This window comes from Pedobacter sp. KBW06, assembly GCF_003852525.1.
GTDB lineage: Bacteria > Bacteroidota > Bacteroidia > Sphingobacteriales > Sphingobacteriaceae > Pedobacter.
In genome coordinates this window covers 2271056-2293602 of record NZ_QAJL01000001.1, presented here as the reverse complement: position 1 = coordinate 2293602, position 22547 = coordinate 2271056, and the positions used below count along the sequence as shown (strand labels likewise).

The 22547-nt window shown below is 39.3% G+C and carries 18 protein-coding genes; 9 read left to right on the top strand and 9 right to left on the bottom strand.

Annotation, left to right across the window (positions count from 1 at the left end):
• The first annotated feature begins 168 nt into the window (after positions 1 to 168).
• A complete protein-coding gene (locus DBR43_RS09400; protein ID WP_124580047.1) occupies positions 169 to 1572 on the top strand; it encodes a S41 family peptidase in 1404 nt (467 codons plus the stop codon).
• Positions 1573 to 1579: 7 nt separating this feature from the next.
• Here DBR43_RS09400 and DBR43_RS09395 read toward each other — a convergent pair whose 3' ends face one another.
• Positions 1580 to 2944, bottom strand: coding sequence for a right-handed parallel beta-helix repeat-containing protein (locus DBR43_RS09395; RefSeq protein WP_124580046.1), 1365 nt, complete (start codon positions 2942 to 2944; stop codon positions 1580 to 1582).
• A 332-nt stretch (positions 2945 to 3276) separates the two neighbouring features.
• Between DBR43_RS09395 and DBR43_RS09390 the strand changes: the two genes are divergently transcribed.
• A complete protein-coding gene (locus DBR43_RS09390; RefSeq protein WP_124580044.1) occupies positions 3277 to 4395 on the top strand; it encodes a hypothetical protein in 1119 nt (372 codons plus the stop codon).
• A 704-nt stretch (positions 4396 to 5099) separates the two neighbouring features.
• Here the strand turns inward: DBR43_RS09390 and DBR43_RS09380 are convergent.
• Together DBR43_RS09380 and DBR43_RS09375 are read right to left on the bottom strand one after the other, a co-directional pair.
• On the bottom strand, positions 5100 to 5591 hold the full coding sequence (locus DBR43_RS09380; protein WP_233602918.1) for a GNAT family N-acetyltransferase: 492 nt from the start codon (positions 5589 to 5591) through the stop codon (positions 5100 to 5102).
• Positions 5592 to 6399: 808 nt separating this feature from the next.
• Positions 6400 to 7269, bottom strand: coding sequence for an AraC family transcriptional regulator (locus DBR43_RS09375; RefSeq protein WP_124580040.1), 870 nt, complete (start codon positions 7267 to 7269; stop codon positions 6400 to 6402).
• A gap of 88 nt (positions 7270 to 7357) precedes the next feature.
• On the opposite strand from DBR43_RS09375, the gene DBR43_RS09370 reads away from it, so the two are divergent.
• The gene (locus DBR43_RS09370; RefSeq protein ID WP_124580038.1) at positions 7358 to 8806 is read left to right on the top strand and encodes an amidase; all 1449 of its coding nucleotides are present in this window, start codon (positions 7358 to 7360) and stop codon (positions 8804 to 8806) included.
• Between the two features lie 89 nt (positions 8807 to 8895).
• On the opposite strand, the gene DBR43_RS09365 is transcribed toward DBR43_RS09370, so the two are convergent.
• Positions 8896 to 9288 (bottom strand): nuclear transport factor 2 family protein, encoded by a 393-nt coding sequence (locus DBR43_RS09365; protein ID WP_124580037.1) that lies wholly within the window; start codon positions 9286 to 9288, stop codon positions 8896 to 8898.
• Between the two features lie 68 nt (positions 9289 to 9356).
• The gene (locus DBR43_RS09360) at positions 9357 to 10172 is read right to left on the bottom strand and encodes a helix-turn-helix domain-containing protein (RefSeq protein ID WP_233602917.1); all 816 of its coding nucleotides are present in this window, start codon (positions 10170 to 10172) and stop codon (positions 9357 to 9359) included.
• A 179-nt stretch (positions 10173 to 10351) separates the two neighbouring features.
• Between DBR43_RS09360 and DBR43_RS09355 the strand changes: the two genes are divergently transcribed.
• On the top strand, positions 10352 to 11545 hold the full coding sequence (locus DBR43_RS09355) for a winged helix-turn-helix domain-containing protein (protein WP_124580033.1): 1194 nt from the start codon (positions 10352 to 10354) through the stop codon (positions 11543 to 11545).
• A gap of 17 nt (positions 11546 to 11562) precedes the next feature.
• On the opposite strand, the gene DBR43_RS09350 is transcribed toward DBR43_RS09355, so the two are convergent.
• Positions 11563 to 12090 (bottom strand): DinB family protein, encoded by a 528-nt coding sequence (locus DBR43_RS09350; protein WP_124580032.1) that lies wholly within the window; start codon positions 12088 to 12090, stop codon positions 11563 to 11565.
• 151 nt (positions 12091 to 12241) lie between these two features.
• A complete protein-coding gene (locus tag DBR43_RS09345; protein ID WP_124580030.1) occupies positions 12242 to 13222 on the bottom strand; it encodes a GlxA family transcriptional regulator in 981 nt (326 codons plus the stop codon).
• Between the two features lie 122 nt (positions 13223 to 13344).
• Between DBR43_RS09345 and DBR43_RS09340 the strand changes: the two genes are divergently transcribed.
• Complete coding sequence (locus DBR43_RS09340) at positions 13345 to 13791, top strand: SRPBCC family protein (RefSeq protein WP_124580028.1); 447 nt, start codon at positions 13345 to 13347, stop codon at positions 13789 to 13791.
• A gap of 164 nt (positions 13792 to 13955) precedes the next feature.
• On the opposite strand, the gene DBR43_RS09335 is transcribed toward DBR43_RS09340, so the two are convergent.
• Both DBR43_RS09335 and DBR43_RS09330 read right to left on the bottom strand, forming a co-directional pair.
• Positions 13956 to 14579, bottom strand: a complete 624-nt coding sequence (locus DBR43_RS09335; RefSeq protein ID WP_124580026.1) for a hypothetical protein — start codon at positions 14577 to 14579, stop codon at positions 13956 to 13958.
• 40 nt (positions 14580 to 14619) lie between these two features.
• Positions 14620 to 15513 (bottom strand): hypothetical protein, encoded by an 894-nt coding sequence (locus tag DBR43_RS09330; RefSeq protein WP_124580023.1) that lies wholly within the window; start codon positions 15511 to 15513, stop codon positions 14620 to 14622.
• 215 nt (positions 15514 to 15728) lie between these two features.
• Between DBR43_RS09330 and DBR43_RS09325 the strand changes: the two genes are divergently transcribed.
• The 4 genes from DBR43_RS09325 to DBR43_RS09310 all read left to right on the top strand — a co-directional run bounded on the left by DBR43_RS09325 (position 15729) and on the right by DBR43_RS09310 (position 22537).
• Positions 15729 to 16274 (top strand): RNA polymerase sigma-70 factor, encoded by a 546-nt coding sequence (locus DBR43_RS09325; protein WP_124580021.1) that lies wholly within the window; start codon positions 15729 to 15731, stop codon positions 16272 to 16274.
• Between the two features lie 67 nt (positions 16275 to 16341).
• Positions 16342 to 17418 carry a FecR family protein gene (locus DBR43_RS09320; RefSeq protein ID WP_124580019.1) on the top strand — a complete coding sequence of 359 codons (1077 nt, stop codon included), beginning with the start codon at positions 16342 to 16344 and terminating at the stop codon, positions 17416 to 17418.
• 185 nt (positions 17419 to 17603) lie between these two features.
• Entirely contained in the window at positions 17604 to 20960 is a 3357-nt protein-coding gene (locus tag DBR43_RS09315; RefSeq protein WP_199756992.1) for a TonB-dependent receptor, read from the top strand.
• A 56-nt stretch (positions 20961 to 21016) separates the two neighbouring features.
• Positions 21017 to 22537: a RagB/SusD family nutrient uptake outer membrane protein gene (locus DBR43_RS09310; RefSeq protein ID WP_124580017.1), complete on the top strand. Its 1521-nt coding sequence runs from the start codon at positions 21017 to 21019 to the stop codon at positions 22535 to 22537.
• The last annotated feature ends 10 nt before the right edge of the window (positions 22538 to 22547 follow it).

The following is a 22547-nucleotide window of genomic DNA, read 5'->3' as shown; positions in this document are numbered from 1 at the left end:
CCCAGAGCCACATACATCAGAAGGTGATCTATGTGGCTTTTATGAGAGATTGTTTTCGGGTTAACTACAGATGATTTCCCTTAATTATCCCCTAGGGAGGTGGTTTTTGACTACGAGTTCTTTATTTTTATTTGCAAATTTTACTTTTGACCATTATTACTAATTGTTATGAGAAACGCATTTCGATTTCTTATCCTGTTTCTGATCTCTTTTCCGGGGTTTATAAGCGGACAAACCAATTTAAAAGGATTACTCGAGAAAAAACAGCTGCTGAGTGATGTCAACTTTATGATTCAAAACTTTGAGCAGATTCAGGTGAATGCCTATTTGTTTATTTCTAAAAAGGAGCTCGCAGCGAAGGTAGATAGTATTTTTAAATTATTACCAGATACTGTCCCGATAGATGATGCGTTTGTTGCGATAAGTCAGGTCGCTGCTTTAATAAAAGATGGTCATACCTATGTAGATGATGATGCTTCAATTAAAAAGAAATATAGAGCTTCAAAGCTATTTCCATTAAAACTGAGTTCAGACTTTGAACTTAAACTTGTGGTAGGTGAAAAATTTATTTCAGAAGGCAAAATTAGACCTGGCGATTCTTTATTGTCCATCAATGGTCAGCCGTTGACTAAGTTGTTTCATACCTCTATGAATATGACAGGGGGCTTAACCGCATACCAAATAGACGAGGCAATAAATAATTTTCCATATCATTTATATCTGCTGAAAATATATTCTCCATTTATTCTTGATTACAAGAATCAGTCTGGACAGATATTAACAGATACGATTTCAGGAATAAGCTTTTCTAATCTTAGTAAAAATAATCGTACAGAGTATCAGTTGAATTATAGCTATAAGTTGTTACCAGGTAAACCGGATCTAGGTTATATCGATTTCCGATCTATGTCTGGCGGAATGGAAAAGTTTAAACTTTTTTTAGATTCTTGTTTTATCGATCTAAGAAAAAAATCGGCGAAAGGTTTAATTGTTGACCTGAGATATAATGGAGGGGGGGATTCTGATTATGCAGAGCTTCTACTGAGTTACCTTACTGATAAGAGTTATCGACTTTCTTCGAGAAGATCCTTTAAAGTAAGTCACCAGTATCAGGAATTTATGAAAAAGAGTGCTCCAGATCAATCTTCAAAAGAAGTTGTAGAATATTTGCAGTCAAAACCAGGAAGCATTCTGTCTTATGAACATAAAAAGAAAAAATATCTCGCTGTGAATCCGAATCGCTATCAACTGAAAACGTGTTTTTTAATTGGACCCCAAAATATGTCTAGTGCTACTATGCTTGCTGATGGGGCTCAAACCTATAAATTAGCGACGTTGATTGGGGAACCTACCGGTGCCCCCGCAAATGATGGTGGAGAAGCTTTGAGCTTTCAATTGCCGTATTCAAAATTCAATGTTTATACGCCCAGTGCATTTGATATCAGGGCAAATGGAGATGACAAGGATACCAATGCCATTTTACCCGATATTTTTATCCGGGATCAATATGATAGTAAAAATGATGCAATTTTAAATCGTGCAATTTTGTGGTTTGCAGATAAGAAAAAATAGTTTTGATTTATCTCTTTCTGTAACCGCTTTCTCCTAAGATGGACCCATTCAACGGCTGAAAGAAGTTATTCACGTCAACCTTGGCTTGCTCAAGCACCGGAACTTTTACATTTACGTCCTTGCCACTGCCTTCAATTACAATACCATCATTTTCAATATAAATATAGGCGTTGAGTACAATGGGTAAACCATTGAGTCTTGGCTGAATGAGGGCATTTCTTCGGATGACTATAGGAGCTTTCATCCCTAAATAACCGTTTATACGAATTGCGACACCTGTAATTAGCGCGACTGTATTATTACTGATTTCTACAGCTGCATTCTGGATCCCGTTCAGGCTGATGCCGTCATAAGATTGATTGCTATTAAATAGGTTATTATGAATGACATGCTTGGCTCCATTCTCCCCGGACCCGTAAAACTGGAGCATTTCACCCCATCCATGATGTACAACGTTGTCATGTGTATTGGTATTAGTCGTGCGGCCTCCAATTAATATTGCGCCATTATGTACGCTATTGTGAGCGGTCGCCCAGTTGATTACCGTATTGTTGTAAACTTCCAGTTGATCTATCGCTGCTGTTTGAATTCCATCGTAGCCGCTATTTTGTACCTTATTGTTATAAATTTTTACTTTTTCCCATTTGATGGGTTGCACATATTCTTTACCGGGAATGAATTTTGAAGGATCCAGATAGAAAGGCTCGCCACTGGTAAGGTTCCAATAGGTGGCCGTATGGCCAATATACATTGCCTCATTTTTAGTCCTATCTATCATTACATCATGGATACTTAGTTCTTCTAATTTTGAATTTGGATGGTGTGTAGATGGATCCCCTTTTTTGGGATCTGTTTTAGCCAATATACCAGTCCCACCATTTGAAATGATCATGTTTTTAATTTCGATGTGATCGGTATGGTCACTAAGTACCAGGTTATTGTAGGCATGTCTATTGGCACTTTTACTTCCATTAAGCACAAATTCAGACTTGGACCGCTCTCCACCCAAGACGATGTAGTGACTTTCCACTAGGTGAAACCCAAATGATAAATCAACACCATCCCAAGACGAGTTGCCAATTGTGGTCACAGTTCCTTTTGCATTCTTAATAACAATAGGCCTAGTTGCTGAACCATTGAGGTTTGAAATGTAGACTGAAGTAAATGTCCCTTTCAAAATCAGGATGTCCCCGCCTTTATAAAAACCTTCTTTATCATAAATTGTCAACTGGCCCTGCTTGTCTGGTATAAAAGTGAAGATTCTTTCTTTTTGAGATGGGGGCTCAGGTTTTGGACATTTGCAGCTTAAGGCAATAATAGTAAGTCCAAGCAGGATGCTGAAAAAGCATCTTTGGGAATGATGTATTTTCATGATGTTATTAATTTTATTGTATAATCGCTTAATAATCAGGTGAAAGTAATTGGAAGTTCTATTTTTTTAGACCGAAAAATTAGTGAACTATCCAAATTAATACCTGAACTGTTATGCTTCTTGTCTGAATTGAATGCCTGTTGAACAGAATCAGGTTTTTTAGTAATAACTATTGAGATCGGAGTTGATTTAAATCTTCTTCTGTCTGAGAATGAAATAAATCAATGGGCCTATTTAGTGTTTTATCTCTTGCTTGTTCATTAAATTTGAATGTCATCTGCCACGCGGATTCAAGTTTAATGAACAGTATTCAAAAGAGTAACCTCTATATTATGAAAGATATTAAAATCACCAGAAGAGAGTTATATAATCTGGTATGGGAAAAGCCCCTGACCAGTTTGATGCACGCTTATAAAATAAGCTATCTGGAGCTTAAGACACTTTTATCGAAACACGAAATTCCTCTGCCTCCCAATGGATATTGGTCAAAGTTGAAAGCAGGATATCACTTGCCAAAAACCAGCCTGCCCAAGCCTGATAACGAAGGTGACCTGATCCATTATGTTCCAAAACAAGTTAATGTCCGGATAAAAAAGGAGGCGGTGGTATATCAGGAGCCTGTGAGTGAAAAATTACCTACTGCTTTAAATAAACTGGCCGCCGATGCGCAAAAAGTTTTTCAACTCGAGGCTAAAGGAAAGGGCGCTAACCAGCTTTTGTATATTGGCTACCAGGCCCTCAATATTCGTGTTAGCCCCTCGATTATTGGTAGGAGCATTCGTTTTTTTAATTCATTAATATCTATGGTTGAAAGAGCAGGAGGGAATATCTCATTGGGGACTCACCTTACCTCTGTAATACTTAATGGAGAAAGTATTGCGATTGCTTTGAGAGAGAAACAGAGTCGGATAGAAGTTACTAATCCTAAATATGGCTGGGATAAATATGACAATATTGGTAGCGGAATATTAATCCTGAAGATTGGAGCCGATTCCTGGCTTTCCAAAGAATGGAAAGATACAGCTTATACACTAACAGAGGATAAGTTAGATGATATCTTGTCATATCTGGAGCAAACGGCTGCAGCTCAAAGAGCTCAGAAACTTCTGAAGGAACAGAACAGACTTGCCGCCGCCAAACAGAGAGTCGTGGAACTCGATCTGGAAAAAGGAAGAGCTTTGGAATTGACGAAATTTGTTAAACTGAAGGAGGATGCAGAGCTCTGGGAGAAATCGAAATTGATTCGCGAATATCTTAATATGATGGAAAAGGAAGCGAAATCCGAGGGTAGTTATGATGCAAATATGGAGAAATACCTGGTTTGGGCTAGGAAGAAAGCCGATTGGTACGACCCGTTGGTTGATAGTTCTGATGAACTGTTAGTAGCTATTGATAAAAAAACATATTGCCACCTAAAAAAATCTTTTAGCTGTAAGTTGACAACTCGATAATGTTCGCTTTTTCAAACAAACTGAGACTATTTTTTTCAGATAACAAAAGTTATTACTTTTTCTATTTTCTAGATAGAACTTTAATATTCTTTTCCAATCTCTAGAGAATTAGTGTTAAGAGTAAATACCTAAAATGAAGTTGTTTTCATTATACATTCAGGGCCGTATTTTGTAAACTCACCCTTAATTTAGGTCAGTTCAGTCATATTAACCAATTGCATGCCAGTTGATTGTGGTAAATTAGACCCATGATAAAAAATGATAAATACGTATGGGGTAAATATTGGTGGTTAGGGCTACTAGGATTTATAGGCTTTTATAAGTTACGAGTTGTTGTTGGAGTTTTTCAGGGAACTGAAGCTTCATGGAAAATAATTGAGCTACTTTGGTTCCTTTGGTTTACTTACTTTATACCGAGTAAGAAAAAATAAAATAAGGATTGATTATGATGCATTGATCTAATTGTCGCAATCTAATTAACCTAAATTTATTGGCAGTGTTTAACAACTCCCGTGTATATGCATGGGAGAATTTAGTGCTTTCCTATTGTGAACTTCTTTGTTTCTAAATAGATTCTGACAATAATCAACAATGAATAGCAATTAAAGTGTAGATGTTTTTACTGACCTAGTGGTTCTAAGTTAAAAATTGATGCTTAATTGAACGATTACAACCAAGTGAAATACGCTACATTTTGTCCGAGGTTAATTAACTCGCATTTCAAGAATGCACATTTCCATATGGTACGAATGATATCCTAAAGCCCAGTAATATTCTATAAAATTCTGGAGAACAAATCCGTTTTTTACATAGAATCTATGAGCCAGTTGTGAAGTCCTTACAACTATTTTGTCTACGTTGTTTAGGGATTTTAAATACTCAATCCTATATTTTAATAATTTTCGCCCTATTCCCAGACCTTGAAATTTTGGAGAGATGCAATCCCAGCTTATTTTGCCAGTATTATACACATCTAAATTTATTCCACCACCTCCAATGAGTTCCTCTCCCAATTGAACGACAAAATATTTTACAATATTATTCTCAAGATACTCTTCGAAGTCCTTCAACTTACTTTCCGGAAAATATTTTGGAACATTTAGTTTCAAAATTACTAAGAGCCGTACTTTGTCGTCTGGATGATACTCCCTAATTTTCACTGCTTCCACTATATTCACTTCTAAATTTTTCTCCAAAACTATCGAAATCAGAAATGTCTATGGAAAGCTAATTCTCCCAGCTGACTAAAATAATGTGCCAACTATAATTTCTGCTTCTTGAATTGATACATTGACTTACGATTGAATACAGGTCTAGGTGATTGATCTGTAATTTGTTTTTTATTTGAGTTCGATTGATAATTGATGTTTTTAAAATGTAACAGCTCCACGGTATCATCAGATGCTTTAATTTCGACAAAGTGCTTCTTTGCCTTTAAATATACTTTTCCAACAATCAATAGATGTTATCTTTAGACGTTTTACATATCTAGTAGTTATAAAATGAATATTTTATCACCAGTGAAATACTCACTAGTGATAAAATATTTATGGTGTTGGTACTATTCTGAATTATAATCTCCTAATCCATTTTCCTTCCAGATAGTCGATAAGGGTCTCTTTCTTGATTCTTGATCCGTATAGCATTTTTTGTATCTAAGTTTAAAATCCCTACTAAGGGGAGGGCCTGAAATAGCATTTTTAAGATTGGCCATTTTCTTTAAATCTTCCAAGAACTGATTCGAGTACACTGGTACGTTGAGCACCACAGAAAGAGGGAATTTCAGCAATGAGATTCCCTTTTTTTTGTTTATATATCTGATAATTAAATCCTTACATAATAAGGAAGAGATTACGCTATCAAATCATTGAAATACAAGTTTTAGCTGTCCTAAGCAAAGAATTCGAAGAGTTGCCGGGCAAATGCCAGAAAGTCTTTAAAATTATACTGTTCATTGATAAGTACCAACAAAAGATAGCTGTAAATCCATCTTACAAATCAAAGCTAGCCAGGATAGGACTTAGCCAGTTCATTTTTCCGAAATGACGAAGGACTCATTCCTTTATATTTTTTAAATACCCTGTTCAAGTGACTTTCATCAGAAAATTTCAACTCACTAACAATTTCATTGATCCTCATATCACTACTCAATAAGCGTATTTCAATGATTTTTATCTTAGATTTCAGTATGTAATCCTGTAAATTTTCACCGGTATGCCTTTTAAAAAACTTACCAAAATAGTTGGGCGACATATTGAACTGAATGCATATCACTGATACTTTCAGTCGATCAGGAAAATAGATATTATCCTGTATATACTGAAACACGCTCAAAAGCTTCTGGTCAGTAACTGGGGAAAGCCTTTCTGGTAAACTTTCCGAAATAGACCTCGCAACCAATAAGATCAGACTATTCATCAATTGCTGAATCAACTCTTTACTATAAAGGTGACTATACCGCTGTTCTTCCACGATGCTTGCGGCCAACGATTTCACTAATGCCTTGTCAATCTCCTCTTTTAAAATGCATCCGGGTAAATGGCTGGCATGATGAAGTATAAAATTCAGCCTTTTTACCCATTGCGTTCGCTCTTTCTCATTCACGCCAACGGGTGCAGACTTGAGATAGATATCACTAAAACAAATAAACAAAATCTTCGTCGTTGTGATCACTTCAAAAGAATTATGATCTTCCGGAGTGATGAGCAACAGATGACCTGCAGCATAATTAAAGGTGTTCTTATTAATATGTTGAATCCCCGTGCCCTCAACTATATAGACCAATTCGAAGAAATTCTGGCTATAACCAGATTTCAAACATTCATTAATCTCCTTATAAAGGATTTCAAATGGGTAATAAAGATTTTGTTTCACATCCAAATTTACCCTTTTTATGGCAAATTAATACAGATGTCAGGGTGTGTTATCAGCATAAATTTGCTGTTACAAAAAAATATAAAGAATGAATTTAAAAGAATACAGCTCCTTTGATGGCCTGGGTCTGGCAGAGCTGATTAGAAAAAAAGAAGTAACGAAATCTGAAGTTGCAGCATGTGCAATAAAGGCTATTCAAACGATCAACCCGAAATTAAATGCCTTGGTTGAATATTATGAAGAGCGGGCAGTTGTCTCTAATGAACTTTTAGCAAATCATGAAGCTTACGATGGTGTTCCAATGTTAATGAAAGATCTGGGGGCCTATGAGGCAAATAAAAATGCAGAGATGGGCAGCAGAATAGCCCGTGGATTAAAGTTTGACCATGACAGCGAACTGGTAAAACGATATAAAATGGCGGGATTCAACATTTTAGGGCGCACTACTACTCCGGAATTTGGCAGTGCAGCCGTTACCGGGTCCCTGGCTTGTGGTATCACCCGCAATCCCTGGAACTCAGATTTATCCCCGGGCGGTTCTTCCGGTGGTTCTGCCGCAGCAGTTGCCTCAGGAATAGTGCCTGTCGCTCACGGAACAGATCTTGGCGGTTCGATCCGGACACCATCAGGGTTCACCGGCCTGGTTGGTTTGAAGCCTAGCAGAAACCTTAATCCAGTGGGTCCGGGTGCCGGTCAGTTTTTCCTGGGTCTGGCCACTGAACATGTTTTAACCAGAACGGTAAGAGATTCTGCTGCCGTGCTGGATGCAACTGCCGGACCAGCAGCGGGTGAATTTTATTTCACGCCCAAAAATGGGACATCATATCTGTCAGCTATGTTAGAAAAGCCAGCATCACTTAGAATTGCTATAAATGTAGAGCCATGGATTAGTGCAGATGTAGATGCTGAAGTACTTGAAGCCACTATGCGGGCTGCAAAACTTTGTGAATCGATGGGCCATCTGGTAGATTCGAATCGCTTTAACCTCGACGAAGACCAGTTGCTGAACTGTATAAAAACCATATGGGCTTCTTATACTACTTATGGCATCAACAACCTGCAGGCCATAACAGGACGAGAAATTTCAGCAAAAACACTCGAACAAAGCAGCCTTAAAGGCTATGATGATGGAATGACTTATACTGCACAGCACTTGATAGCCGCCGTAGAGTATTCCAATACCGTAGCCCGTGCAGCGGGTAATTTTTTTGAAAAGTATGATGTTATGATTACACCTACAAATGCGGTTCAGGCTCCTTTAGCAGATCGTTCGAAAATTCAGAAACATGATTTAACCTGGCACAATTGGGTGCTCGAAGCCTGTAAAGTTGCCCCTTTTGGGCAGGTATTCAATATTTCAGGTGCTCCTGCCATTACACTGCCTTTAGGATGGAGCAGTACCGGAATGCCTATCGGTATCACATTTTCGACAAAAACCGGAAATGAGGCCATGTTATTTAAACTGGCGGCACAATTAGAGCTTGCTCAGCCATGGAACAAACGTAAACCTGAAAATCATGTCTCTTACTTCCCATAATGCATGTATTGCGTTAGTATTACATACTTCTAAAATTTGAAGCGGCTTAAAAAAGCCCAAACCGTATTAGCGGTTTGGGCAAAAGTGACTTAATGTCTGGAACCTAAATCCTTATTGCTTGAATCGCCGCTGATCATATGTGTCAGTTCATTACAATAATTGATTTTACCATTTATAAAATGAAATTCACCAATAACCCTGATTTCCAGACTTTCAGCATTCTTCATCTTTATCGTTGCTATATGATTCGAAAAAAGGATATTCCCTTCTTCAACGAGTGTTTGAAACTCAAAGGACATTGATGCAACAACTTCTTCCTGAGCCCTGATGTGTTTACAAAACTGTTCGTAATTAAGAATTTTGCCATCCACTTCCTGGCGATAATCAGGTGTGAAATACCGCGAGATGACATATTCATTGTAAACCGGATTTGCGAATATCTCCTGGAAGAGTTCTTTGAGGATTGCTTTGTTATTTTTCATATTTTTTTAATGCAAAATAATAGCATTCCTAAATTAGGTAACAGGTCTGATTACGGGAAAAATAGGTACTATTTACGGTAATTATTTCTAAACGCAGCTGGTCTTGTTCCTGTGAGCTTTAAAAATAGCCGGTTAAAATATGCGGGGTCATTATATCCTAAATCATAGGCAATTTCTTTTGTGCTATTTTTTGAAAATGCCAAAAGCCGTTTCCCTTCAAGTACAATCTCCTTTTGTATCCAGTTACTCACTGTGCTTCCGGTAGCTGATTTAATGCACTCATTTAAATATGATGTGGATAAATTTAATTGACCTGCATACCAGGACGGTGATTTTTGCCGGCGATAGTGCTTCCTTAGCAGGCTTTTAAACTGTGCAGCAATAGACGAGTTTCTGTCTGTGGCGTTAGCATCAATATGAACTGTAGTGTTGGAACAAAGTATCCCGGCAAAAGCAGAAACCAGATGGCTTATCACCGTTAAGCTTTTATACGTTTTCACATGGTTCTGCTGACAGATGACCAATAAAATACGCTCAAGTTGTGAGGCTAAATCCGGGTCGATAGGTATCGGACTTCCTGCATTGCCTTCTGACAATATTGACCGGAAGCGCTCGTCTATCTGGTCACCGTTTACCGCCAGTAGCCAGCCTTTCGGTTTATTTACCGACAATAATTGGTGTACACTTCCCGGTAGGATGCAGCAAATACAGTTTTGAAACAATATACTTTTGAAAAAGTCAATTTCCAGGACGCTCTCTCCGGAAATCTGTAAGATAAAGATTAAATAATCGTCCCGATGTAAAGTGTTTAGTGGCAACTGACTGACTTGATTTTCCAGATTACGGATGTACAAACCTGGAAAGGTTTGGCCTTCGAGATTCAAAATTGGTAGGTCGGCTGCCTTTTTACCCATATTACATGCTACTTATTGCTAATTCTCAAATCTATAAAATATCATTTGTTATATGCTGATGCGCCGGTTATTGATAATGTTAAATTAAAAAGAACATTTGAACGCGGAGATTCTAAGGAAAAACAAGCTATTCTGGTTATTTTTATCTGATGGAACCTGTCACCCTTACGAAACTACAGGCGCGCAAGATCATTCTTCAGGCTGCCGGACTTGCCCGTAACGCACAATTCGGAACAGGAATCGAAGCCGTCTATCGTGTGATTGACCATCTTGGTTTCGTTCAACTGGATACGAATTACGTTGTGGAGCGTGCCCATCATCATGTGATGGCCGCTCGAATACCAGACTATCAAACGGAATGGCTGGCCGAGCTTTGCGAAGATGGTCGTGTTTATGAGTACTTCACTTCAGATGCGGGTTATCTTCCCATGCGGGATTTCCGTTTTTCGCTGCCTGTAAAAAAGGCCTTTGAAACGCAGGGCAATCCGCCAAGCAAGCCAGAAATTAATTTAATGAAGGAGATTATGGATCGGGTAGAAAGGGAAGGGGCAGTAATGGTTGGTGATTTTGAGAACGATCGTATGGAAGCCAGTTCTGGCTGGTGGGATTGGCGGCCTGCTAAAGTTGCACTCGAAAGGCTCTACCTCAATGGAAGCCTGATGATCAGCAGGACCAAAGCGTTTCAGAAAGTCTACGACCTGCCGCTCAACTTAGTGCCACAGGAAACCGACTTGACCATGCCTACAGACGATGAATATGTCCGTTTTGTCATTTCCCGCACACTGGGTGCCCTGGGTATCGCTTCGGTTAAGGAAATGGCCTGGCGTTCCCGAAGGGTGAAAGGCAACACAATTAAACAGGAGCTGGAAAAGATGGTTCAGGCGGCTGAAGTAAAAGTGGTAAATGTAGAGGGGATAAAAGGTCCGTTGTATATGCTTCCCCATCAGAAAATGGACATTAAACTTTCCAATGAAGTTTTCATCCTCTCACCCTTCGATATCCTCAACGTTTTCCGGCACCGCTTAAAGGATTTCTTCAATTTTGATTACCAGATCGAATGCTTCGTGCCTGCTCCTAAACGCCAGTACGGTTATTTTTCATTACCAATACTCGCGGGGGATGTCTTTATCGCAAGAATGGATGCCAAAGCCGATCGCAAACAAAAAGTGCTGATCGTCCATAACATCCATTTTGAGCCCCTTGATCTGGAGCGAATCATTCTTGAACAGTTTATTCAGGCCTTAAAAGCATTCGTTCAGTTCAACCAATGCAGAAACATCATCTTCAAGCGATCTAACAATGAAACCTACCTGGAAGTGATCAGCAAAAGTTTTTCTGATTAAGCTGATTCCTGTTGATATTAAAATAACTTTTCCTGTGGAGGTTTAACGCCTGCCAGACGAAGATATACGGTGGTTTGCCCCCTGTGATGCGCCTGATGTTCAAAAGCTTTAGCCAAAGCCATTCTTTTAGACATGTCGAACTTTCCAAACAATTTGGTGGTTTCGTTCAGTTGCGCTTCGGATAACTGTTTTACATGATCAATTACAAAATCATAGCTCGCCAGTACTAAATTGCTGACATTGGTTTTTGATTTATCATTGGTTTTTTCCAGCTCACCCTGACCAACCGGACTTTTCACGCCGGTTGCTGCCGAAGCGAAGGCATAATTGGCATCTCCCAGGTGTAATACCTGCTCGGCAAAAGAACGCATTTCCGGGGTAGGTTTTAAAGCATAGCCACTTTCGGGCATTGCATCCAGATATTCTTTGGTATAAGCCCTGGACCTTTCCCAGTCTTTTACCAGATCAGTTACAGTGACCTGCGCTTTTGCCAATTGACTGCCTATGAGTAAACATAGTGCAACTACCAGACTTTTAATTTTCATAATTTTTAGGTTTTAATGGAGTATGTAGAATTCATAAGAAATTTGATGTTTATCAGCATTCCAATTTAAGTTCTTCACTAATTTAAAGGCAAATTACGTTCAAAGGATGGGTCGAAATAGACATAGTAGCGGGTAGATTTGGACGTCAGTACTAATTTAGTGATTCTTTATTATATTTTTGCCTGTATTCCAACGGAGATAAGCCGGTGATTTTTCTGAAGACTTCCCGAAATGCTTTCAGATCAGAATAGCCTACTGCGTACATCACCTCACTGACTGTTTTTTGACTCGTTTCAAATGTTTTCTTGGCAGATTCAATTTTTACCCTTTGTGCGTATTCAACAGGAGTATTTCCTGTAGCCTTAATAAACCTTCTGTCAAAATTTCGCCTGCCAACGGAGAAGAGTGCAGACAAATGTGCTACGGATATTTTTTCAGCCAGCTTATTTTCAATGTAATCCTGTGCTTTTCTGACGATTTCATCTTCGTGCTTTTTCTGACCGGTAAATATGGTAAATGCCGACTGACTTTGTCTGTCTATTTCGATCTGAAATACTTTAGAACAGAAGATCGCAGTTGACCTGTCGTAATATTTTTCTACCAGATAAACCATCAGATTAAGGAAAGAATAAGCTCCTCCATTGGTATAAATTCCGTGTTCGTCGGTAATCAGCTGGTCGGCATGCAACTTTACTTTAGGAAACATCATCCTGAAATTCTCTGCTGCAGCCCAATGTGTAGAACAATTTTTTCCATCCAGTAAACCTGTTGAAGCAAGCAAAAATGCTCCGGTACAAATGCTGGCAACTTCGGCGCCTGCTTTATATTGGTTTTCGATCCAGTTGATCAGTAATTTATTGTCCTTTACTGCATCATAATAGTTGTGGTTTAAGGAAGGGATAATAATAAGGTCGGTTTTGTTTAGTGACGTAATACTAATATGTGGTTTTACGGTAAACAAGCCTTCATGAAGGTTTACCTCTTTAGAAATGCCTGCCAGTTGAATTTTAAACAATTCCTTTTTTCCGGTATTTACCCAATATTCATTGGCTCTTGTAAATATTTTATAAGCACCTACAATACTGCTTAGGTTATTCTGCCCTTCCGGAACGACTATAGTAAGATGTTTCATCTCTTCTTTTTAACGAATTTAACGATTTCTTTTGTCCAGATCAACCCGTCATAATGTCTATTTTACACCCTGTTTGTCAAAGTTTTAGTGTTTATTTTTACTTAAAAAAGGAGGAACTACTTATGGCAGATATCTTGCATAGAATTGGAATTAAATCATCATCCCTGGAAGATGTATACCGGGCACTGACTACCGAAAGTGGTCTGGCCGGATGGTGGACCAGCAATACTCAGGGAGAAGGAAATCAAGTGGGTAACATCATTAAATTTCGCTTCGGCGCAGGAGGCTTCGACATGAAAGTTGCCGAACTTAATGCACCTGACCATGTGGTTTGGGAGATTGCGGAAGGACCGGAAGAATGGGTAGGTACCACCATTAACTTTGAGCTGAAACAAGACGGCGATTACATTATTGTACTCTTCAAACACCTGAACTGGAAAGAACCTGTGGAGTTTATGCACCATTGCAGCACTAAATGGGCGATATTTCTGATGAGCCTTAAATCTCTTATAGAAACAGGAAAGGGTGCCCCTGATCCGATTGATGTCAAAATTGACAATTGGAATTAAAAGGTGCAGAAAGCTGGGTATACACAAAAGCCTCAGAGAAATCTGAGGCTTTTGTGTTTGGTCTTTTCCGTTAGAATAAACCAGGATCTAAAAACAAATGCGCCTATCCCGGCTTTGAGGCAAGAGGAAATTATCTTCTTTCACCAGGTTAATGTTATCTGCTGTTAGTCCCTTTTATCAGGAAAGCAATTAGACCCGAATGCGGGACCGCCATATTCGACGAGAACTTTATTATTTATTTTTTTATAATTACAGGCATCATTGATATCCGCCATCAATTTTGAACTCATTGAATTTTCGAACATGATGTAGTTTAAGCCATATAAATCAGCTGTTGGGTAACCAATGGAAATATAGGCGCTTGCGGTATCTAATTGAAAATTGAAATTTTTGCTGATGGAGATACAGTTTGCCTTATTTAAGTATCGTCTTATTTTTTCAAGCTTTTTTCTGTCTATATTTATCAGGTCAAGTGCTAAACTCAGTTCGCCACTATTCATGTCTATATCAAATTCCCGATATTGCCCATATTCGTCAAAGATCGGACTTTTCAGCCAAGAGGATTTATTCCAATAATTTTTCTGGCGTAGCGTGAAATCAACTTTATCTTTTGGATGGAATTTTATATAAAATGCGACATCATTTGGCATTATGCTTGAGAAATATTTCTTTGCATCGAGAATCTCTTTTTCATGTTCCTTATAATTCAGGAAAACTTCTTCTGTTGGCTCTTTGCATCCTAAAAATAGTATGGTTAAAAATAATGTTGTGATTTTTAATCGGATCATTGCCGGGTTATTATGTTTTATTTGTCTGTTAACCAGTTGTTTATTTAGTAGTTGCCACCTTGACACTGCAACTCATTCTACTTTTCAGTTTGTCCTTAAGCGCCAATGGAATTTCAACTTTAAGAGTAACAGGTAGCCTTTCTACCATTTTTATATAATTTCCACTCCTGTTATCCGGAGGAGTCACCGGAAAAGTGCCCGTTTCATTTTTTAAATTATTGAGCTCCGATACTTTGCCGGAAAGATTAAATTCAGGGAAATCATCTATAACAATATTAGCGGATTGCCCCTGCAGCAGATGTTGCACCTGATCCGGTTTAAAACGGGCGGTAATGTAAAATGCATCAGGTCCGCTGCTTTCCTTTACATCTACATAGGCATCATCTGTATATTCAAAATTCCCTTCTTTAGAAGGGACAATCTTGCTGTTTAATAAAATTTCCGACCATTGTTCCAGGAAATCTGCCGGGAATTGTGGTGTTTTCGCTGAAATGAGTACTATATGTCTGCAAGTCTTGCCATCTACAAGGTAAACAAGCGTAGAAACAGGGCTTTGTTCAGATTTAACTTTTCTGTTTTCCAGACTGATCAGTTTATAAGGGAAGGTGCCGTTTTTTCTTTCTTTCAGGAGATTAAACGTCGTGCCTTTTGCATTATTAAGGTCAAGAGAAAGATCAATGCTGTCCAGGCTCTTCGTATTTTTTGTGAGGTCATCATTCAGGATAATGACCATTTTTTGCCAGCTTTCCTTATCGCCGTCCTTAAGGTCCCACTTTTGTTGACGCCGGGAGAAATCGGTTTGGACCGATAACTTTTTGTCCAGTTCCCAGGATTCAGCTTTAGGCCAGCGTATTGCTATGTCTTCTCTGTTAGATTGAGCATTAGCCAATGCATAGCTTAACATTAAAGTAGTTATAAGGAGGATTTTTTTCATAAATATAATTGCTGCCAAAGCGTATTCTTATATCTGAAGCTGTGCAAAAATTGATCCTAAGTATTAAGTTTTTACTAAACTCTAAATAAAAGAGCTTTTAAAATTTCATCGCTTTTGGTAAGGAAATTTCTGTGTGTAAAATATTTGTTATACTAATTCTAATTTGATACGTTTACATCAATAAAAAGGGGATCAGGCAATTTTTTACATACCAAATGGACATCAATACGCTACAGAGAAGGATCGCCTTAATGAAGGATGAGGTTGCTTATAAGGAACTCTTTCTCCATTTCTATCCAAGTCTTCTGCGTTTCAGCATGACCTATGTAAAACAACGTGAAATAGCCGAAGAAATCATATCAGATGTGCTGCTGAAGGTTTGGACAATGGATAATCTTCTTGAAATTTCAAACCTTAAAGTGTATTTATATTCGGCCGTAAGGAACAGTTCGATTAATTTTCTTGTGAAAAACAGAAAATATACCATATGGGATATTGATCAGGTTGCACCATCAGATATGGTAGAGCTTTCTACGCCCATTGACCGGATGCTGGATGCTGAACTCAAAGAAAAAATCGCAAAATCTGTTAAGGCCTTACCTCCCAAATGCCGCATGGCTTTTATGCTAAACAGACAAGATGGGCTTTCCTACAAAGAAGTAGCCGAAATAATGGACATCTCGGTAAATACAGTTGATCGTCATTTACAGATCGCACTGCAAAAAATTGGTGCGACACTGAGATCATACCTTTATCAATAAAAAATAAATTCCCATTGGGGACTTTCCCTCTTTTTATTGTCTTAGCAAATAACAACCCAATATTTTAATGGAGGACGAACGCTTTTATTGGCTCATCAACAGGATTAATGCTGGTGATATTAAGGATCATGAATTTAATGAACTGCTCCGTTTGGTGGCGGAAAAGCCTGAATTACGGTCCGTTTATGAGCTGCTTACAGCGAAGCCGGAAACCGGAGGCGCTGCAGAATATGTGGAAGCAATGAAAGCTTATACGGTACATTATGCCAAAATGCAGCTATCGGGCCATTTGGAGCATAACCCCTCAGACCAAACTCCATCGGGAATCGTGGAATCAAAAGGGAAGGGCATACTCAAAATGTGGATTTTGAAAACTGTAGCTGCATCGCTTCTGCTCGGTGTTCTTGTTTTCCTGTTCATTTCAAAGCAAAAAGAAAATACGCAGCTCGTTTTTATTTCAAAAAAGGGAACTAAGAATAAAATGACATTACCCGATGGAACAAAAGTATGGCTTAATGCAGATAGTAAGCTTACGCTTGCAAAACAGTTTACCGGCCCTACAAGAGAAGTACGGTTAAGTGGAGAAGCTTATTTTGAGGTTGCTCATGATAAAAGCCATCCTTTTGTGATTTCAGCAAATGCAATAAAAGTGAAGGTTTTAGGAACTGTATTTAATTTAAAAGCCTACCCGGATGATGAAGATACGGAAACAACCTTAATTCAGGGGCAGGTCGAAGTGAGCATCGATGGACAGTCTTCGAGCCGGATCAGTCTGAAACCGGGCGAAAAATTAAAAGTACATAATGAAAAAAGTACCTCAGCCAACGCTGCAAAAGAGAATGTAAAGCCAACCATATTGCTGACTAAAACAAGCGTAACGATCAAGGATAATCAGGCCAGCGAAAGTTTGTGGACAGAAGATAAACTCGTTTTTGACGGCGAACCCTTTGAAAACGTAGCGGCTAAATTAGGGAGGTGGTATAATAAAAATATCATCATAGAAGATGAAGACCTGAAGCAAGCCAGCTTCACGGCAACCTTCGAGGAAAAAACCTTAAAAGAAGTACTCCGGGCACTCCAATATACCACCAGGTTCAGATACCGGATCGAGGAAAACGTAGTCTATATACAACGGGAAAAATAAACGAGAATTAAACAACCGACCAAATATAAAACCAAACCAACGAATATGAAAAGAACCTAAACTACGACCAAACAAAAAAAGGAGAATGCTGAAACATTCCCCTTTACATTTTAATGTGAATTGTCAAATGACCTCCGTCTGAACACGTAAAGGGTCATTTATTAACAAAACCTAGAACCAAATATATGAAAAAAATTGGACCACAGGCCGTATCCCTACGGCTGGACCGTTCTATGCTCAAGCTTTTATTTATGATAAAAATTGTCATGCTTTTTATTCTACTGGGAACCCTTCAAACTTTTGCAGTTAAGAGTTCTGCTCAGGAAAAGGTTTCGATTTCTATGAAGAAAGCAACTTTGAAGCAAATCTGTAAATCAATAGAAAGTCAAACCACGATTCATTTTGTTTATAATGATGAAATCCTGAAAAAAGTCAGGTTAACAGATATTAATTTTTACAATAGCGCCTGGACCGATGTACTGAAGGAAGTACTCGAAAGCACTGGGATCTCGTTTCGTCTCCTTGACGAAAACTTAGCAGTACTCACCTTGATCAATGACAACATCATCGTGGTCAAAGGTAAGGTAACAGACGCTAAGGGGCAGGTAGTGCCCGGCGTAAACGTCGTGGAAAAAGGGACCAGAAATGGTACGGTAACCAACGAAAAAGGTGAGTTTAACCTCAGCGTTAAAGACCTTTCAGCGGTATTGACGTTTAATTTTATAGGCTTTGAAAGCAGGGAGGTAACTGCAAGCGATGGTTTTATGACTGTTGTGCTGCAGGAACAGGATAAGAGTCTGGAAGAGGTCGTTGTAGTGGGCTACGGTACGCAAAAGAAAGTAAACCTTTCAGGTTCTGTAGCAAGCGTTTCAGGAAGAACAATGACAGAACGCCCCGCTCCCAATGTCCAGAACTTATTACAGGGCCGGATCGCCGGATTAGACGTTGTACAATCTACCGGGGAACCAGGCAGAGACAACGGATCATTGAGAATAAGGGGATTTGGTTCAAGCGGTGCTTCCCCGAATCCACTGATCTTAGTTGATGGGGTAGTTGGATCCATTTCTAACCTTTCGCCTCAGGATATCGAAAGTGTAACCGTACTTAAAGATGCGGCTTCTGCTTCTATATATGGGTCAAGAGCGGCGAATGGCGTAATTTTAGTGACCACAAAGAAAGGTAAAGCCGGTACCAATGATATCGAATATACAGGCAACTGGGGAACGAGTGAGGCGACTAAGTTTCCTGAATTGATTACCAATTCGGTTACTTATATGGAAATGTACAACCAGGCCAAAGCAAGAAGCGGACAGGCCGCTCAATACACACAGGCTCAGATTGATGCCTACAAAGCCAATCCGAATAGTGCACAATACCCGAATTTTAACTGGCTGGATTATGTGTTGGGTAAAGGACCTATACAAAATCACAACCTGAGTTTCTTAGGGGGTACGGATAAAAATAACTATAACATTTCTCTCAACTATCTTGATCAGAACAGCATTACCAAGGGATATCTTTATAAGCGGTACAATGGCCTTGTTGATTTTTCTACCCAGGCCTATAAAAGGATCAAAGTAGGTACCAATGTTAATTTTTCTTATCAGGATTTCAAAGCGCCATGGCTCACCAATGATGATTTACTGCTGCTGGCTTATGCATCTGCGCCAACTTTTCAACCATTTTTACCGGATGGCAGCGGAAGAGTGGCAAGCAGAGATTATGTTTCCAGCGGAGGAACCAACAGAACCGTTGAAGAAGTTTACAATACGGGCGCTCAGTTTACAAAAAATTATAATATTAATGCGCAGGCTTTTTTGGATGTAGACCTGGCTAAAGGCTTAAAATGGTATTCAAAAGCAGCTGTTACTTTTTTTAATCAGGATTACAGACAACGCCAGTTTGCAAGCCCTTCATTTGCTTATCAGCCCAATTCTACCGGAGATTATCAACAGGTAAGTAATGGTAATCCGTCCTTTTTCGGGCTCAGACAGACTTCAGCAAGGAATATTACCAAGATATTTTACAGTACCCTTAATTATACCAAAACCATCGCTGATCACCATAATATAAGTGCATTAGCCGGATATGAACAGCAAGAAAACAGAAGTACCAGTATAGGTGGCAGCCGCTATGATTTCCCAAACAATACCATTATGGAGTTAGATGGAAGTTCACCTAAAGATCAATCTTTAAGTGGCAGCTCTTTTGAATGGGCGCTGCAGTCGCTGTTTGGCAGAGTAACCTATGATTACAAGGGTAAGTATATTCTGGAAGGTAATATTCGTTACGATGGTACATCAAGGGTAGATCCGAAATATAGATGGGGAACATTTGGCGGTGGTTCGGCGGCCTGGAAACTCTCTGAAGAAAGTTTTATTAAAAATAAGGTTTCCTGGCTTGACAATCTAAAACTAAGGGCGTCATACGGGGTACTTGGTAATCAGGAGATACAAACCGATGGTAATCCTAACTATTATCCATATCAGGATATCCTTTCGAACACCACTTATCCGTTTTCTAGCTTAAGCTCCGGCGTTTTACTGTCCCGGTTAACCCAAAAAGATTTAAAATGGGAAAAAACAGCCATCACTGATTTTGGTCTGGATGTCGACTTGTTTAAAGGGAAGTTTGGTGCAACTGTCGACTGGTATTATAAAAACACAACGGACATATTGGCGGCGCGTGCCGATCAACCCGCTAGTGTAGGCTTAGTCCCACCTGTTGTAAATGCAGGTGCGATGGTCAATAAAGGAATAGAGATAGAATTAAGACACCAAAACCAAATTGGAGAGTTTACCTATGGTGCCAATTTTATATTTAACAGGTACAGAAACAAAGTAACCAAAGTTTTGGCCGAGAGCATCGGAACGATTGAAGTTGGCCAGCCTTACAATAACTTCTTTTTATATGACTGGATCGGCGTTTTCCAGAGTCAGCAGGAAATAGACAATTCGCCAAAACAACCCAATTCCGGCACATTAAAACCCGGAGATTTAAAAATCAGAGATGTCAGCGGAAATGGTACCGTAGGCCCGGAAGACAGGATCCGCATTAGCCGTTTCCCGGATTATACTTACTCTTTCAGTGTGAATGCAGGCTGGAAAGGGTTTAACCTGAGTGCATTTTTTCAAGGTGTAGAGGGGCAAAAGGTCCAGGTAAGCCAATGGGGATATGAACCATTTATGCAAGGTTCAGCTCCGCCAACAAAATTTTTAAATGCATGGTCACCAACCAATCCGAGTAATACGGTCCCTGCTGTTTATCTGACCGGCTATTCAGGCGTATCGGGGTATACTTCAACTTATTTCCTGCAGGATGCTTCATATCTGAGGTTAAAGAACCTCTACCTTTCTTATACACTTCCTGAATTGATCACTAAAAAGGTTGCTGCAAAGAGCATAACTGTATATCTATCCGGCGACAATCTGGTTACCTGGACTAAGTATGAAGGTAATGATCCTGAAAGAGCGGGGTCCGGCAGATTTGCCCAGTTCCCTCAATTAAGGATATACACCGCAGGTTTAAAAATTAAATATTAACCTGGATAATAGAAGCAATGATCACATCTATGGTATTCATTAAAAAAAATCATAAAATGAGCATAAAACAAACCAGCATATCGTTAATTATGGTCATCATAATTAGCTTGCTAAGCGCTTGTAAAAATGACTTTCTGGATAAGAATCCTACTGCAGCAATTGCCAGTTCGGAATTTTGGAAAAGCGATACAGATACACAAATGGGACTGGCCGGTGTTTACAGAAGGCTGCAAAATGGCTTTTATGGCCAGAGCAAATTATGGCTCGATACTTATTCTGACAACGCATTAGACCGGCACACTTTTTTTGGCTTTAATAACCTGACACTAGGTGTTGTCAATTCAACTAATGTTCCGGGAACCTTTTATAACACACCGTACGAAGGAATAGCGGGATGTAATTTCTTTCTGGATAATGTAGATAAAGCCCCGGTTAGTGATGCAATAAAAGCGGGTTATAAAGCCGAAGTGAGGTTTATCAGAGCGATGATCTATTTTGATCTTGTGCAGGCTTTCGGCGGAGTGGTATTGTACAAAACGGCACCACAAACAGTTGATGCAGCTAAAATAGCAAAGAGCTCAAAAGAGGATGTGCTGGCTTTTGTACATGCCGAACTCGACTTTGCCATCGCTAATTTACCGGATGCAGCTTATAGTGGTCATGCGGTAAAGGGGAGCGCCCAGGCACTAAAAGCCAAGGTTTATCTTTTTCAGCAAAACTGGCCGCTGGCAGCGAGTACAGCGAATGAAGTCATTACCGGCGGTAAATTTCAGATTTATCAGGGCGGATATCCAAACCTTTTTCTGACTACTACCCAGCAAAACAATCCGGAGATTATATTTTCGACTAAATACCTTGCCCCAAACAATCCACAAGGTGGTGAAGGAGTTTTAGTTGAGATAGGCTGGTATGGCTCTATTGCTCCATATCAGAATTTAGTGGACGATTATGAGATGACGAATGGAAAGAGGATCAATGAGGCAGGCTCAGGCTATGATCCGGCAAATCCCTATACGAACAGGGATCCACGTCTGAAATTCACGATTAAGGTACCCACCGAAAAATACATCAATCCGGATGGTTCCGTATTCAACGAGTCTGATCCGCTATTGACAACTTATTCACAAAAGAAATATATTGACTTATCTAAACTTCCTTTTGATAGAAGTAAAACACCGCTTACGGATCAGAATATCATTCACCTTCGTTATGCAGATGTATTATTAATGTATGCAGAAGCGAAAAATGAGGCAACCGGACCGGATGCAACCATCTATGCTGCTTTGAATCTCATCAGGCAAAGAACGGGGGTTAATTTGCCTCCGGTAGACCAAATGGTATACAATACCCAAGATAAGCTGAGAGAATTCATCCTCCACGAAAGAAGAATAGAATTAGCCCTGGAGGGCCATCGTTACTATGATTTGAAAAGAAGAAACCTAATGCAAACTAAATTGGCACCCCTAAAAAATCCCGGAGGAGCACAATTGATTTTTGGCGAAAAGAATAATGTTTTGCCGTTTGCGCAATCCGAACTGGACAGGAACAGACAACTCATACAAAATGACGGTTATTAATCAATTGATC

What these genes read in the sequence shown, in the direction of transcription:
- DBR43_RS09400 (WP_124580047.1), top strand. Translation starts at nt 169, where the DNA reads ATGAGAAACGCATTTCGATTTCTTATCCTGTTTCTGATCTCTTTTCCG.
- DBR43_RS09395 (WP_124580046.1), bottom strand. Translation starts at nt 2,944, where the DNA reads ATGAAAATACATCATTCCCAAAGATGCTTTTTCAGCATCCTGCTTGGA.
- DBR43_RS09390 (WP_124580044.1), top strand. Translation starts at nt 3,277, where the DNA reads ATGAAAGATATTAAAATCACCAGAAGAGAGTTATATAATCTGGTATGG.
- DBR43_RS09370 (WP_124580038.1), top strand. Translation starts at nt 7,358, where the DNA reads ATGAATTTAAAAGAATACAGCTCCTTTGATGGCCTGGGTCTGGCAGAG.
- DBR43_RS09365 (WP_124580037.1), bottom strand. Translation starts at nt 9,288, where the DNA reads ATGAAAAATAACAAAGCAATCCTCAAAGAACTCTTCCAGGAGATATTC.
- DBR43_RS09355 (WP_124580033.1), top strand. Translation starts at nt 10,352, where the DNA reads ATGGAACCTGTCACCCTTACGAAACTACAGGCGCGCAAGATCATTCTT.
- DBR43_RS09350 (WP_124580032.1), bottom strand. Translation starts at nt 12,090, where the DNA reads ATGAAAATTAAAAGTCTGGTAGTTGCACTATGTTTACTCATAGGCAGT.
- DBR43_RS09345 (WP_124580030.1), bottom strand. Translation starts at nt 13,222, where the DNA reads ATGAAACATCTTACTATAGTCGTTCCGGAAGGGCAGAATAACCTAAGC.
- DBR43_RS09340 (WP_124580028.1), top strand. Translation starts at nt 13,345, where the DNA reads ATGGCAGATATCTTGCATAGAATTGGAATTAAATCATCATCCCTGGAA.
- DBR43_RS09335 (WP_124580026.1), bottom strand. Translation starts at nt 14,579, where the DNA reads ATGATCCGATTAAAAATCACAACATTATTTTTAACCATACTATTTTTA.
- DBR43_RS09330 (WP_124580023.1), bottom strand. Translation starts at nt 15,513, where the DNA reads ATGAAAAAAATCCTCCTTATAACTACTTTAATGTTAAGCTATGCATTG.
- DBR43_RS09325 (WP_124580021.1), top strand. Translation starts at nt 15,729, where the DNA reads ATGGACATCAATACGCTACAGAGAAGGATCGCCTTAATGAAGGATGAG.
- DBR43_RS09320 (WP_124580019.1), top strand. Translation starts at nt 16,342, where the DNA reads ATGGAGGACGAACGCTTTTATTGGCTCATCAACAGGATTAATGCTGGT.
- DBR43_RS09315 (WP_199756992.1), top strand. Translation starts at nt 17,604, where the DNA reads ATGAAAAAAATTGGACCACAGGCCGTATCCCTACGGCTGGACCGTTCT.
- DBR43_RS09310 (WP_124580017.1), top strand. Translation starts at nt 21,017, where the DNA reads ATGAGCATAAAACAAACCAGCATATCGTTAATTATGGTCATCATAATT.